The sequence below is a fragment of the Cellulomonas wangleii genome (assembly GCF_018388445.1).
GTDB lineage: Bacteria > Actinomycetota > Actinomycetes > Actinomycetales > Cellulomonadaceae > Cellulomonas > Cellulomonas wangleii.
Genome location: NZ_CP074405.1, coordinates 558,331 through 571,788 on the forward strand (window position 1 = coordinate 558,331; position 13,458 = coordinate 571,788).

The 13,458-nt window shown below is 74.2% G+C and carries 12 protein-coding genes; 7 read left to right on the top strand and 5 right to left on the bottom strand.

Annotated elements, in window-relative coordinates; translation table 11 throughout:
- Positions 1 to 25 precede the first annotated feature (25 nt).
- Positions 26 to 373 (top strand): UBP-type zinc finger domain-containing protein, encoded by a 348-nt coding sequence (locus KG103_RS02815; protein WP_207340366.1) that lies wholly within the window; start codon positions 26 to 28, stop codon positions 371 to 373.
- A 38-nt stretch (positions 374 to 411) separates the two neighbouring features.
- Positions 412 to 1,536 (top strand): iron-containing alcohol dehydrogenase, encoded by a 1,125-nt coding sequence (locus KG103_RS02820; protein ID WP_207340367.1) that lies wholly within the window; start codon positions 412 to 414, stop codon positions 1,534 to 1,536.
- An 18-nt stretch (positions 1,537 to 1,554) separates the two neighbouring features.
- On the opposite strand, the gene KG103_RS02825 is transcribed toward KG103_RS02820, so the two are convergent.
- Complete coding sequence (locus KG103_RS02825) at positions 1,555 to 2,889, bottom strand: MFS transporter (RefSeq protein ID WP_207340368.1); 1,335 nt, start codon at positions 2,887 to 2,889, stop codon at positions 1,555 to 1,557.
- Between the two features lie 325 nt (positions 2,890 to 3,214).
- Between KG103_RS02825 and KG103_RS02830 the strand changes: the two genes are divergently transcribed.
- The 4 genes from KG103_RS02830 (at position 3,215) to KG103_RS02845 (ending at position 8,933) form a co-directional block, all read left to right on the top strand.
- Positions 3,215 to 4,195 carry an ATP-binding cassette domain-containing protein gene (locus KG103_RS02830; RefSeq protein WP_207340369.1) on the top strand — a complete coding sequence of 327 codons (981 nt, stop codon included), beginning with the start codon at positions 3,215 to 3,217 and terminating at the stop codon, positions 4,193 to 4,195.
- Entirely contained in the window at positions 4,192 to 4,995 is an 804-nt protein-coding gene (locus KG103_RS02835; protein ID WP_207340370.1) for an ABC transporter permease, read from the top strand. The genes KG103_RS02830 and KG103_RS02835 overlap by 4 nt, the downstream gene beginning before the upstream one ends.
- A 159-nt stretch (positions 4,996 to 5,154) precedes the next feature.
- Positions 5,155 to 7,638: a glycogen/starch/alpha-glucan phosphorylase gene (locus KG103_RS02840; protein WP_207340371.1), complete on the top strand. Its 2,484-nt coding sequence runs from the start codon at positions 5,155 to 5,157 to the stop codon at positions 7,636 to 7,638.
- Positions 7,639 to 8,018: 380 nt separating this feature from the next.
- On the top strand, positions 8,019 to 8,933 hold the full coding sequence (locus KG103_RS02845; protein WP_213319975.1) for a PT domain-containing protein: 915 nt from the start codon (positions 8,019 to 8,021) through the stop codon (positions 8,931 to 8,933).
- A 121-nt stretch (positions 8,934 to 9,054) separates the two neighbouring features.
- Here the strand turns inward: KG103_RS02845 and KG103_RS02850 are convergent, their stop codons facing one another.
- From KG103_RS02850 to KG103_RS02860, 3 genes are read right to left on the bottom strand one after another with little or no spacing between them, the layout of a single operon-like run.
- Positions 9,055 to 9,807, bottom strand: a complete 753-nt coding sequence (locus KG103_RS02850) for a LysR substrate-binding domain-containing protein (protein ID WP_207340373.1) — start codon at positions 9,805 to 9,807, stop codon at positions 9,055 to 9,057.
- Positions 9,804 to 10,529 carry a tRNA (guanosine(46)-N7)-methyltransferase TrmB gene (gene trmB, locus KG103_RS02855; RefSeq protein ID WP_207340374.1) on the bottom strand — a complete coding sequence of 242 codons (726 nt, stop codon included), beginning with the start codon at positions 10,527 to 10,529 and terminating at the stop codon, positions 9,804 to 9,806. The genes KG103_RS02850 and trmB overlap by 4 nt, the downstream gene beginning before the upstream one ends.
- Before the next feature lie 22 nt (positions 10,530 to 10,551).
- Complete coding sequence (locus KG103_RS02860; protein WP_207340375.1) at positions 10,552 to 11,331, bottom strand: VOC family protein; 780 nt, start codon at positions 11,329 to 11,331, stop codon at positions 10,552 to 10,554.
- Between the two features lie 103 nt (positions 11,332 to 11,434).
- Between KG103_RS02860 and KG103_RS02865 the strand changes: the two genes are divergently transcribed.
- Complete coding sequence (locus KG103_RS02865) at positions 11,435 to 12,475, top strand: cation diffusion facilitator family transporter (protein WP_207340376.1); 1,041 nt, start codon at positions 11,435 to 11,437, stop codon at positions 12,473 to 12,475.
- Here KG103_RS02865 and KG103_RS02870 read toward each other — a convergent pair.
- Entirely contained in the window at positions 12,441 to 13,451 is a 1,011-nt protein-coding gene (locus KG103_RS02870) for an alpha/beta hydrolase (RefSeq protein ID WP_207340377.1), read from the bottom strand. The genes KG103_RS02865 and KG103_RS02870 overlap by 35 nt on opposite strands.
- Between the last annotated feature and the right edge of the window lie 7 nt (positions 13,452 to 13,458).

Sequence of the window (13,458 nt, forward strand, 5' to 3'; positions counted from 1 at the left end):
TGGCGAGGAGCCCGAAGGAGTGCCCATGAGCGCCGCCGAGATCGACCCGACCGTCCCACCGAGCGGCCCCGGCTGCGTCGAGTGCGAGCAGCAGGAGGGGTGGTGGGTGGCGCTGCGGCGCTGCGCCGCCTGCGGCCACGTCGGCTGCTGCGACAGCTCGCCCGGGCAGCACGCCAGCGCGCACTGGCGCGCCACCGGCCACCCCGTGATGCGCACGTACGAGCCCGGGCAGGACTGGTGGTGGGACTACTCCCAGGGCGACTACACGCTGGGTCCGGACCTCGCGCCGCCCGTGTCCCATCCCGAGGACCAGCCGACCCCGGGGCCGGAGGGCCGGGTGCCACCGGACTGGCGCGCGCGGCTGCACGCGTGACCGGGCGTCCGCCCGTTCCCCCGGCATAGCCTGCAGCGGTGTCCACGTTCGTCACGGCCGGCCGCATCGTCCTCGGTGCCGGGGTCGCGGAGCAGGTCCCGGACCTCGTCGCGGGTCTGGGGCGGCGCGTCCTGGTGGTCGCCGGGCGGTCGGCCGACGTCGCCGCGCTGCCCGCCGCGGCGGTCCACCGGCACCGGGGGGAGCCCGACGTCGAGGCCGTGCGTGCCGTGGTCGCCCTGGCGCGCGAGGTGCGTCCCGACGTCGTCGTCGGGTGGGGCGGCGGGTCGGTGCTGGACCTCGCGAAGTGCGTGGCCGTCCTGGCACCGGGGGACGGCGACGTGCTCGACCACCTCGAGGTCGTCGGCCGCGGGCTGCCGCTGCCGGACGGTGCGCTGCCCGTCGTCGCCGTCCCGACGACGGCCGGCACGGGCGCCGAGGTGACCGCGAACGCCCCGGTGCGCGTCCCGGAGCGAGGGGTCAAGGCCAGCCTGCGGGGCCGCGCGATGCTGCCGTCCGTCGCCGTGGTCGACCCGCTGCTCACGCTCGGCTGCCCGCCGGCGCTCACGGCGGCGTCGGGCGTCGACGCGCTCACGCAGTGCCTCGAGGCGTTCACCACCCCGCACGCGACGCCCCTGACCGACCCGCTGGCCCGCGACGGGCTCGTACGGGCGGGGCGCAGCCTGAGGCGGGTCGTCGAGCACGGGGACGACGTCGACGCGCGCACGGACCTGAGCGTCGCCGCGTTGCAGTCGGGGATGGCGCTCGCGAACGCGAAGCTGGGTGCCGTGCACGGTCTCGCCGCCGCGCTCGGCGGGCGGCTCGGGGCGCCGCACGGGCAGGTGTGCGCCGCGGTGCTCGCGGCGACCACGGCCGCGAACGTCGCCGCCCTGCGCCGAACGGCCCCCGACGGGCCGGGCCTGGCCCGGTACGACGACGCGGCCGTCGCCCTCACCGGCCGTCCGGGCGCGCGCGCCGACGACGCCGTCGCCTGGCTGGCGGACCTGGTCGCCGCTCTGGCCGTGCCCGGGCTGGGTGCCCTGGGGCTGGCGCGCGACGACGTCCCGGACGTCGTGGCCGACGCGCTGGCCGCGTCCAGCACGCGCGGCAACCCCGTCACGCTGACCCCCGCCGAGCTGACGGACGTCGTCGCCGCGTCCTGGTGAGCGCCGGGGCGCCTGCCGTCAGCCCCGGTGCGCCGGTTCGTCCGCGGTGCCGGGGACGGCGTCGTCGGTCGCGACCGCACCGGACCCGCCGTCCGCCCGCGGAGCAGGGTCGCCACCCGCCTCCGCGATGGCGCGCCGCCCCGACGGCAGCGCGACACCGGCGAGGACGACGAGGATCAGCGCCGCACCCGCCGCCACCAGCAGCGACTCCACCGAGTACCGGTCGGCCAGGGGGCCGAACACGGCCATGCCCAGCGGCATCGCGACGGCCATGACGATGCCGACGAACCCGAACACGCGGCCCAGCCGCTCGGGCTCGACGCGCTCCTGCAGCACCGTCATGGTCGGCGTCGAGAAGAACGGCACCCCCAGGCCGATGAGGAACATGAACGTGAAGAACACCCACATGTTCGTCGAGAGCCCCAGGCCGACGTTGAGGACGCCGAACAGGCCGGTGGTCAGCACCACCATGTGCACGCGGTTGCGCAGCCCTCCCCACCAGGCGACGGCCACGCCGCCGAGCGTCATGCCGATGCTGAACGCCAGCTCGTTGACCGTCAGCTTCCACACCTCGTCGCCGAAGGTGCGGACCACCATCAGGGGCGTGAGGAACGACGGCGCGACGATGAGCACGAACACGACGCCCCACATCGTCAGGACCCACCGCACGAACGGCGTGGTCGCGACGTAGCGCACCCCGTCGACGAGGTCCGTGACGTACCCCCGGACGCCCGCCGTCTGGTCCGTGCGGACCAGCCGGGGCACGGGCACGAGCAGCAGCAGGCCGATCCCGATCGCCGCGGTGGCGACGTCGACGAAGAAGATGGCCTCGATCGACGCCCAGGCGTACAGGCCTGCCGCGAGCGCCGGGGCGACGAGCATCATGGCCGACTGGATGGTGGCGTTGATGCCGTTGACGCGCATGAGCCGGTCCGTCGGGACGATCTGGGGGAGCAGGGCGCCGACCGCGGGCGTCTGGATGCCGGCGCCGGCGGACCGGACCGCCGCGGCGACGTACAGCAGCCACAGGTCGTCGTACCCGGACAGCATGAGGAGCGCGAGCGCCAGCGTCGTGGCGGCGATGGTCGCGTCGGCCCCGATGATCAGCGCCCGCCGGTCGAGCCGGTCGGCCCACACCCCGCCGAACACGGAGACCACCGCCTGCGGCAGGAACCCCACGACCGCGTAGACGGCCATGACCGTGCCGGACCGGGTCTCCAGCGTCAGGTGCCACATGATCGCGTACTGCACGAGCATCGAGCCGAGCAGGGAGAACGTCTGGCCGGTGAGGAAGACGGTGACGTCACGCCGCCAGCGAGGTCGGCCGGGTGCCGTCGCGGCGGGCGTCGTCATGGCGGCTCTCCAGGGGTGTCGCGGGGTGTCGTCGGGGTGTCGCGGGGGCGTTGCAGCGGCGGACCCGGGGGTTGACCCGTCGACGTCGCCGTTCTCATCGGCACACCACGGGTGGATCCCGCGCCGGCTGCACACGGGCGCTCGCGGAGCGCGGAGCGGCGAGCGCGTGACGTCGATGCTGCCCACGAGGGCGTCCTCGTGTCACGCGCTTTCGCCACCGGTGGGCCCGTGCCGTCCGGGGGCGACCTGTCCGGGTATGTCGGTGGCCGGGTGGACGATCGACCCAGGGCACGACGCGGCAGGCGCGACGGCGACGGGGAGCACCATGACGGCGACGATCACGGCCACGGGGCTGGCCAAGCGGTACGGGCAGGTGGAGGCGCTGCGCGGGCTGGACCTCGAGGTGCCGCAGGGCACCGTGCTGGGGCTGCTCGGCCCGAACGGTGCGGGCAAGACCACGGCGGTGCGCATCCTCACGACGCTGCTGCGCCCCGACGAGGGCACCGCGACCGTGGCGGGGGCGGACGTGCTGCGCGAGCCCGACGAGGTGCGTCGCCGCATCGGCCTGTCGGGGCAGACCGCCGCGGTGGACGAGAACCTCACGGGTGCCGAGAACCTCGAGATGATCGGCCGGCTGTACGGCTTCCCCCGGCGGCGGGCCAGGCCCCGGGCCGAGGAGCTGCTGGCGTCGTTCGACCTCACGGATGCGGGCCGGCGTCCCGCCAAGACGTACTCCGGCGGCATGCGCCGGCGCCTGGACCTCGCGTGCGCGCTGGTCGCCGAGCCGCCCGTCGTCGTGCTCGACGAGCCCACGACCGGCCTGGACCCCCGCAGCCGCCTGCAGATGTGGGACGTCATCACCGACCTCGTGCGGTCGGGCACGACGATCCTGCTGACGACGCAGTACCTGGAGGAGGCGGACCGGCTGGCCCACGCCATCGTCGTCATCGACCAGGGGCGGGCGATCGCGCGCGGGACGGCGGACGAGCTCAAGGCGCAGGTCGGCGGCGAGCGCGTCGAGGTGCTGCTGGCCGACGCGGCGGACGCGGACGACGCCCGCGGCGTGCTGGCGGGCGTCGCGGCCGGGGACGAGGTCCACGCCGACCCCGCGGGGCGGGCGCTGTCGGTCGCCGTGGCCGACGGCACCCGGGCGCTGCGCGCGGTGCTGGACCGGCTGGACGCCGACGGCGTCGCGGTCCTCGAGGCGGGACTGCGGCGCCCGACGCTCGACGACGTCTTCCTCACGCTGACGGGCCGCACGGCCGAGGCGTCCGAGCCGCGCGAGACCGTGGGGGTGGCCCGATGAGCACGTTGACCCGCACGTTCGTCGACACGCACGTCGTCGCCAAGCGGAACCTGCTGAAGATCCTGCGGGTCCCCGAGATCCTCGTGGCCGTCCTGGTGTCCCCGATCATGTTCGTCCTGCTCTTCGCCTACGTGTTCGGCGGGGCGATCGACCCGGGGGAGGGCGTCAGCTACCGGGAGTTCCTCATCCCGGGGATCTTCGCGCAGACCGTCGTCTTCGGGGCGACGTTCACGGGGGCGGGCATCGCCGACGACATGCAGAAGGGCATCCTCGACCGGTTCCGGTCCCTGCCGATGTCGCAGTCCGCCGTGCTGGCCGGGCGCACCGCGTCCGACGTCGTCTACAACGTCCTGTCCCTCGTGATCATGGCGCTCACCGGACTGCTCGTCGGGTGGCGCGTGCACGGCACGGTGCTGGAGGCCGCGGCGGCGTTCGGGCTGCTGCTCGTGTTCGCGTACGCGGTGAGCTGGATCATGGCGCTCGTCGGCGTGCTGGTCCCGAGCGTCGAGGTCATCAACAACGCGTCCTTCATCGTCATCATGCCGCTGACGTTCATCTCGAACGCGTTCGTCCCCCTGGACTCGTTCCCGGAGCCGCTGCGGCGGGTGGTCGAGTGGAACCCGGTGTCCACCCTCACCCAGGCGTGCCGCGAGCTGTTCGGCAACGCCAACCCGGCGGCGGCCGCGCCCGAGGCGTGGTCGATGCAGCACCCGGTGCTGTACACGCTCGGCTGCGTGGTGGTCATCCTGCTGGTGTTCGCCCCGCTCGCCATCGCCCGGTACCGACGTGCGTCCAGGTGACGTCGCTGATGGCGGGAGGCTCGTCCGGCCCGGGGGCGGAACACGCCTCGCAGCGTGTTGTACGACACGCCGCAGGACGCGCGGTTCGGGAGGTTCGTGCAGCGCTGTCCGGTCCGAACGGCCTGGCTAGACGGGCACGAGGGAACTACCGTTGCGCAAGTGACTGAGAACCGTGCCAACGGCACCGCACCAGTGGCCGCGCCGCAGCACTCCGTGGAGGGGTTCGTCAAGGAGTTCCTGCGTGAGCTGAACTTCGGACAGGGGGTCACGCTCGAGCGAGCGAGCGTCAACGACCAGTACCTGGCGCTGGCGCGCACGGTGCGGGAGTACCTCATGGCCCGCTGGCTCGAGACCGTGCGACGCCAGCGCGAGGCCCAGGCGAAGTCGGTGGGCTACCTGTCCGCCGAGTACCTGCTGGGGCGTCAGCTGGACAACGCGCTGATCTCGACGGACATGACCGAGATCGTCGAGGAAGGGCTGGCGTCCCTCGGCCTCGACCTCGCGACGCTGCGCGAGCAGGAGGTCGAGCCCGGCCTCGGCAACGGCGGCCTCGGCCGGCTCGCCGCGTGCTTCGTCGACTCGCTCGCGACGATGAGCGTGCCCTGCATCGGGTACGGCATCCGCTACGAGTACGGCATCTTCCGCCAGACGTTCGTCGACGGGTGGCAGGTCGAGCAGCCCGACACGTGGCTGTCCCTCGGTGCACCGTGGGAGTTCCCGCACCCCGAGGCTGCGGTCACCGTGCACTTCGGCGGGTCGACCGAGAAGTACGTCGACGAGGACGGCGTCGAGCGCTCCCGCTGGACCCCCGCGTGGGAGGTCCTCGGCGTGCCCTACAACTACATGGTCCCGGGCTACCAGAACGGCCGCGTGAACACGCTGCGGCTGTGGAGCGCCCAGGCGACCAAGGCGTTCGACCTCGCCATCTTCAACTCCGGCGAGTACGTCGACGCCGTGCGGGCCCAGACGTTCGCCGAGAACATCTCCAAGGTCCTGTACCCGGAGGACTCCACGCCGCAGGGCAAGGAGCTGCGCCTGCAGCAGCAGTACTTCTTCGTCGCCTGCTCGATCCGCGACTTCGTCGAGAACGTGCTGCCCGAGGACTTCGACCTCCACAACCTGCCCGACCGCATCATCTTCCAGCTCAACGACACCCACCCGGTCATCGCGGTGCCGGAGCTCATGCGGCTGCTGGTCGACGAGAGGAAGTGGGACTGGGACGAGGCGTGGGCCGTCACGCAGAAGTGCTTCGCGTACACCTGCCACACGCTGCTGCCCGAGGCCCTCGAGGTCTGGCCCGTCGCGCTGCTCGGCAAGCTGCTGCCGCGGCACCTCGAGATCATCTACCGCATCAACGACGAGTTCCTCGCGGAGGTCGCGCAGCGGTACCCCGGTGACGAGCTGCGCCAGCGCCGCATGTCGATCATCGCCGAGTACCCCGAGCGCTCCGTGCGCATGGCGTACCTCGCGACCATCGCCGGCTCCAAGGTCAACGGCGTCGCGGCGCTGCACTCCCAGCTGCTGCGCGACAAGGTGCTGCCGGACTTCTCGGAGTACTGGCCGGACAAGTTCACCAACGTCACCAACGGCGTCACGCCGCGGCGGTTCGTGCGGCTGGCCAACCCGGCGCTGTCCGACCTCATCACCGACGCCATCGGCCCCGGCTGGATCACCGACCTGGCGCGCCTGCGCGAGATGGAGCCCCTGGCCGACGACGCCGAGTTCCGCGAGAAGTTCCGGGACGTCAAGGCGCACAACAAGCACCGCCTGAACGCGCTGCTGGAGCGCCGCGACGGGATCACGCTGCCGGCCGACGCCATGCTCGACGTGATGGTCAAGCGCCTGCACGAGTACAAGCGCCAGACCCTCAAGGTGCTGCACATCGTGTCGCTGTACGAGCGCATCGTCAGCGGCGAGCTCGACCCGGCCACGATGCAGAAGCGCGTGTTCGCGTTCGGGGCCAAGGCCGCGCCGGGCTACAAGATGGCCAAGCAGACGATCGGCCTGATCAACCACGTCGGACGCACGGTCAACAGCGACCCGCGCGTGCAGGGTGCGCTGACGGTCGTCTTCCCGCCCAACTACAACGTCACGCTCGCCGAGACGCTGATCCCGGCGGCGGACCTGTCGGAGCAGATCTCGCTGGCCGGCAAGGAGGCGTCCGGCACGGGCAACATGAAGTTCGCCCTGAACGGTGCCCTGACCATCGGCACCGACGACGGCGCGAACGTCGAGATCCGCGAGCTCGTCGGCGACGACAACTTCTTCCTCTTCGGTCTCCTGGAGCCCGAGGTCGAGAAGCTCGTGGCGTCGGGCTACCGCCCGTCGGCGTTCTACGAGGAGAACCCGCGGCTGCGTCGCGCGATCGACCTCATCGCGTCCGGGGCGTTCGCCGACGGCGAGCGGTCCGTCTTCGAGCCGATCGTGTCGAACCTGCTGCACGAGGACCGCTTCCTCGTCCTGGCGGACTTCCAGGCCTACCTCGACGCGCAGGACCGGGTCGACGCCGCGTACAGCGACACCGAGGCGTGGACGCGGTCCGCGATCCTCAACGTCGCGCGCTCCGGCTTCTTCTCGTCCGACCGGTCGATGTGGGACTACATCGACCGCATCTGGCACTCGCGGCCGCTCGTCGCCCGCTGAGGCGGCGAACCCGCACGCACCTCGGCCCCGCCACCCGCGCCACCGCGCGGGTGTGCGGGGCCGAGTCGTACGTGCCCCGCACACCCGTACGGCGTACCGGCTCGACAAACTTCACCTGCCCATGGCGCCCGGTTGCTCCGGTCCCGGGCGATTCGGGCGACAAGTGCCGGATGACCTGGGACGACACGCGTCCGTAGCCTCCGGGTCAGCAGTCCGTCGGAGCCAGCCGCCCACCCGGTCCCCGGGAGGGCAACGAAGGAGCACCCGTGTCACCCACCCGATTCCACAGAGCCGCAGCGGTCGTCGCACTCTCCGTCCTCGCCCTCGGCGGTACGGCCGTCGCGGCGCAGGCCGAGACGGTCCCTGCCCCGACGCCCACGGTGTCGGCGGAGCCGACCGCGGAGCCGACCGCGACGCCGACCGCGGAGCCGACCGCGGAGCCCACGGCCGAGCCGACCGCGGAGCCCACCGCGGCGCCGACGGCCGAGCCCAGCCCTGAGCCGACCGTCGCGCCGACGCCGACGTCCTCGCCCACCCCGACGCCGACGCCCACCGAGGACCCCGAGGTCGTGACGGTGCCGGCCCCGGCCGTCGAGGTCGCGCAGCCCGGGTGCAAGGGACTGAACCCGGCCGCCAAGGGCACGATCACCATCACCCCGGTGGACTCGGTCGACTGGATCATCCTCAACACCGACTCCCTGTACGGGATCAGCGAGGACGACCTCGTCGCGCAGCCGGACGAGCCGGGCGAGGCGGGCTCGGTCGAGGTCGCACCGGGCACCTACTACGCCTACGCGTACCCCTACGAGGGTGAGTTCGGTGACCTCAACGGGTGGACGCAGATCCCCGACGACCTGGTCATCGCGCGGACGATCACCGTCACCGCGGCCGTCTGCCCGGTGGCCGACCAGCTGACCGACGCCACGAAGGGCGGCTTCACCGCCCCGGCGACCGTCGCCCCCGGTGCCGCGATCGTCCTGTCCGGTCTGCCGGCCGGCGCCACCGTGCGCGCCTACCTGTTCTCCGTCCCCGCCGACCTCGGGACGGCCACGGTGGCGGCCGACGGCACCGTGCGCCTGACGATCCCCGCGTCGACCACGGTGGGCACGCACCGCATCGCGGTGTACAACGCGGACGGCACGCTCCTGGGCTGGCAGCAGGTCCAGGTCCTCGCCGCCGGCGGCACGCTGGCCGTCACCGGTGTCGACCCGGTCGCGGGTGCCGTCGGGGCACTCGTGCTCGTGGCGGCGGGCGGTGCGCTCGTGGTGGCCCGTCGACGCATGGCGACGCGCTGACCGACCCGCACCACCCCGCACCATCCCGGCGCCCGGCCGGCCACCGCACGGTGGCCCGCCGGGCGCCGGCGCGTCCGGGCCGGATCGTGCCGTGCGGCGGTGCAGGCCCGCGGCGTCAGCGTCAGCGGCCGCGTCGCGGCCTGCCCCGTCCCGCTGCCGGCCGAGCGGTGCGGCGGGCGCCCCGGTCGTCCCCGGACCGGCGTGCGTTCTTGTCCTCGGTCGCCCGGCGCGGGGCGGGCTCGTCGCCCGCGCGTCCGCGTGAGCTGCCGGCGGTCCGCCCGCGGACGATCCCGACCAGCTCCTGCACGTGCGGGTGCTCCTGCTCGCTGCGCCACACCAGCACCACGGGCGAGCCGGGGGCGTCGGGCACCGGGCGCACGGCGGTGCCCCGTCGGTCGTGCAGCCGCGCCAGGGCGTGCGGCACCACGAGCACCCCGCTGCCGGACACGACCAGGTCCGCGGCCGTCGGCACGTCGGGGACCTCGAGCACGTCGGTGCCCGGGGGCACCCACCCCAGGACGTCGTCGCCGGGCACCAGCACCGTCTCGCCCGCGAGGTCCGTCACGTCGACCTCGTCGACCACGGTCAGCACATGGTCCTTCGGGACGACGACCACGGTCTGCTCGGTCCACAGCGGGACGACGCCCCAGCCGTCGGACGTCATCGGGACCGTGGCCGACAGCCCGGACGGGTGGCCGACGGCGTCCGCGGGCGGCAGGCGCAGCACCGCCGCGTCGACGTCACCGCGCAGCACGGCGTCGGCGGCGTCCGCCGCGGAGCCGCGCACGACCTCCAGCGGGTCGTCCGGCAGCCGCTCGCGCCAGACGCGGTCCCAGCGGTCGGTGCCCGTGCCGGGCACCAGCAGCAGCCTCATCGCATCCGCCGCACGACCAGGTCCGTGACCTCGTGCCCCAGGTCCAGGCCGCGCTGCTCGAACCGCGTGACCGGGCGGTGCGCGGGACGTGGCACGACCCCGCCGACCAGGTCGGGGTCGCTGCCGAGCACGTCGCGCATCTGCTCGGCGTACTCGGCCCAGTCGGTGGCGACGTGCAGGGTGCCCCCGACGCGCAGCCGGTCGCGCAGCAGCGCCACGTGCGCGGGCTGCACCAGCCGGCGCTTGTGGTGCCGCGGCTTGGGCCACGGGTCGGGGAAGAACGCGTGCACCGCGTCGAGGCTCCCGGGGGCGACGTCGGCGCGCAGCAGGCGCAGCGCGTCGCCGTGGGCGACGCGCACGTTGGTCAGGCCGAGCCGCTCGACGAGCAGCAGCAGCGCCGTGACGCCGGGCAGGTGCGCCTCGACCGCCAGCCAGTCCCGGCCGGGGTCGGCGGCCGCCATCGCGGCCGTCGCGTCGCCCATGCCCGAGCCGATCTCGACGACCACCGGTGCGGCGCGGCCGAACAGCGCGACGGTGTCGAGCAGGCCGTCGGGTGTGCGCGGCGGCGGCACGCGCGGGTCGTCGACCGAGAACCCCCACCGGGGGAACAGCCGCGTCAGGGCGTCCGCGCGGTCCGCGCCCAGCGGGGCGCGGCGCGGGTGGAACGTGCGCAGCGGCTCGTGGGGGCGTGACGCGCGGTGGGTGAACACGTCGGGCTGCACGGCGTCCACCCTACGCACCGGCTCAGGCGACGAGGTCCTCCGGGGGTGCCTGGAGCAGCGCCAGCACCTCGCCCGCGGGGCCGCGGACCAGCAGCATCCGGCCGTACGGGGTGTTCTCCGGCCCGCTGACGACCTCGCCGCCGAGCTCGGCGACGCGCGGCGCGATCGCGTCGGCGTCCTCGACGGCCACGTACCAGGTCCAGGCCGCGGGCACGTCGCCCGCACCGGGTCCGTACCCGCCGACGCCCATCGCCGGGGCCCCACCCACCGACAGCGAGGTGTACGTGAAGTCGGGTGCGCTCATGTCCTGCTGCTCGTACCCGAACAGCTCGGTGTAGAACCGGCGGGCGCCGTCCGGGTCCTGCGACATCTGCTCGGCCCACACGAACGTGCCGGGCACGTCGGTCACCTGCCAGCCCGTGCGCGTGCCGGCCTCCCACAGCCCGACGACGGCTCCCGTCGGGTCGCACAGCACCGCCAGGCGGCCCAGGTCGAGCTCCGTCACCGGGTCCAGCACCACGGTCGCGCCGGCCGCGACGGCGCGCTCGACGCTCTGCACCAGGTCGTCGGTCGCGAGGTAGACGCACCACCCGGCGGGGCGCGGCACGTCGGCGACCTTGATGCCGGCGACCACGTGCCCGTCGACCGTCGCCGTCACGTAGCCGCCCGTCTCCGGCCCGCCGATGCTCAGCTGCCAACCGAGCAGCCCGCCGTAGAACCGTTGCGTCGGGCCGAGCTCCGTGACGGTGAGGTCGGCCCAGCCGGGAACTCCGGCGGGCCACGGGCTGGTGCTGACGGTCATCGGTCCTCCGGCGTCGGGGTGCGGACGTCCGTCCGCGGGGCGAGCACAGCCAACCACCGCGCCCCGCCGGGCGCACGACGGGCGCACGTGCTACTCCGGACGCATGGGGGCACACGAGGGGGCGGCCGACGCCGGGCGGCCGGCGGCGGTCCGGGGCGAGGACGGGCCGGTGCGCCGGGCCGACAGCGGCGGCGAGTCCACGCGGACCGTGGTCCTGGCGCTGCTGGCCAACGTGCTGGTGGCAGTCACGAAGACCGTCGCCGCGAGCATCACCGGGGCCGCGTCGATGCTCGCCGAGGCGTCGCACTCGTGGGCGGACGCGGGCAACGAGGTCTTCCTGTTCGTCGCGCAGCGCCGCGGGGCGCGCCCCGCGGACGCCTCCCACCCGTTCGGCTACGGCCGCGAGGTGTACGTGTGGTCGATGTTCGCGGCCATCGGGCTGTTCGCGGTCGGCGCCGGGGTGTCCGTCACGCACGGCGTGCACGAGCTGTCCGACCCCGAGCCCGCGTCGGACTTCGCGGTCGCGTACGTCGTGCTCGCCGCGGCGTTCGTCCTGGAGAGCACGTCGTTCCTGCAGGCCTGGCGGCAGAGCCGGGCGGAGGCGGCCGAGCGTGACCGTGGGGTGCTCGAGCAGGTCCTGGCGACCTCGGACCCGACCGTGCGGGCGGTCTTCTTCGAGGACGCCGCGGCGCTGGTCGGGCTCGTCATCGCCGTGGCGGGGATCGCCGCCAACCAGGTGACGGGGTCGGCCGTGCCGGACGCGGTCGGCTCGATCCTCGTCGGCCTGCTCCTCGCGGGTGTGGCGTTCGTGCTGCTCACGCGCAACGTCCGGTTCCTGGTCGGCGAGTCGGTCGACCCGCACGTGCGTGACGCGGCGCTGCGGACGCTGCTCGACATGCCGCAGGTCGCGCGCGTCACGCAGCTGCGCCTGGAGTTCGTCGGCGCGCGCCGCGTCGTCCTGATCGGCGCCGTCGACCTGACCGGCGACCCCGACGAGACCGAGGCGTCGCGTCGTCTGGCGGAGGTGGAGGCGGCGCTGCGACGCAAGCCGGGTGTCATGGGCGTCGTGCTGTCGCTGTCCGAGCCGGGGGAGCCGGCGCTGGAGCCGTTCAGCCGGGCAGCCGGGACGCCAGGAAGCCCGTGACCTCGCGCAGGTAGCGCTCGCGCACGGGCGGCGCCGACAGGGCCAGGTCGTGCGCGCCGCCGGCCACCTCGACGTACGTGACGTCGTCGCCGAGCAGGGGTGCGCGACGCGCGATCTGGGCGGGGTCGAGCACCGAGTCGGTGGTCAGCAGCGCGTCGTGGTGGCGGTCGTCAGGCCCGGCCGCGTCGGAGGCGAGCACCAGCACGGGCACGTCGACGGCGAGCCCGCGGGCGACCCGGGCGTGCGCGCGGCGCACGGTGCGCCCGAAGCCGGTGCGGACGGGGAAGCCCTCGTGCGGCTTCCAGGCGAGGTCGAAGTCCCACTCCCCGCCGGTGTCGCGGTGCAGCGCCCGGCCGTAGTGCGGCGCGATGCCGCGCAGCCGGATCTGCGGCGCCCGGCCGCCCACGAGGTCGATCACGCGTGTCAGCAGGGTCCGCTCGAACAGCGAGCCGCGCAGCTCGAGCCACGGCGAGTTGAGCACCAGGGCGTCGACCAGGCCGAGGCCGCGGCGGGCGTCCGCCCACAGTGCGGCCGTGAGGCCCCCGGTGGAGTGGCCCATGAGCACGAGAACGTCGTGGTCGCGGCGCAGCAGGCGCACGGCCGCGTCGATCTCCTCCGTGTACCCGGCGAGGTCGGTGGTCTCGTTGGGCGGCCGGCCCGGCACGATCGAGCGGCCGTGGTCCCGCAGGTCCAGGGCGTACATGTCGTACCCCGCGGCCGCCAGCGCGTCGCCCACGTGCGGGTGGAAGAAGTAGTCGACGTAGCCGTGCAGGTAGAGCACGGCGCGGCGGGTCGCGGGGGCGTCGGCGTCGGGGACCCGCCGCACGAGCGTGGCGACCGGGGCGACCCCGGTGCGGCGCGTGACCGCGTCGGGGCGCAGGTGCAGGGTGCGGGCCCGCCAGGGGCCGGCGAGCACGTCGGTGCGCTCGTCGTCCCAGGTCCCGGGGGTCGGGCGGGCGTCCTCGTCGTCGACCACGCGCAGA

Coding starts and splice junctions, on each gene's coding strand:
- KG103_RS02815 (WP_207340366.1), top strand. CDS start 26: ATGAGCGCCGCCGAGATCGACCCGACCGTCCCACCGAGCGGCCCCGGC.
- KG103_RS02825 (WP_207340368.1), bottom strand. CDS start 2,889: ATGACGACGCCCGCCGCGACGGCACCCGGCCGACCTCGCTGGCGGCGT.
- KG103_RS02830 (WP_207340369.1), top strand. CDS start 3,215: ATGACGGCGACGATCACGGCCACGGGGCTGGCCAAGCGGTACGGGCAG.
- KG103_RS02835 (WP_207340370.1), top strand. CDS start 4,192: ATGAGCACGTTGACCCGCACGTTCGTCGACACGCACGTCGTCGCCAAG.
- KG103_RS02850 (WP_207340373.1), bottom strand. CDS start 9,807: ATGAGGCTGCTGCTGGTGCCCGGCACGGGCACCGACCGCTGGGACCGC.
- KG103_RS02860 (WP_207340375.1), bottom strand. CDS start 11,331: ATGACCGTCAGCACCAGCCCGTGGCCCGCCGGAGTTCCCGGCTGGGCC.
- KG103_RS02865 (WP_207340376.1), top strand. CDS start 11,435: ATGGGGGCACACGAGGGGGCGGCCGACGCCGGGCGGCCGGCGGCGGTC.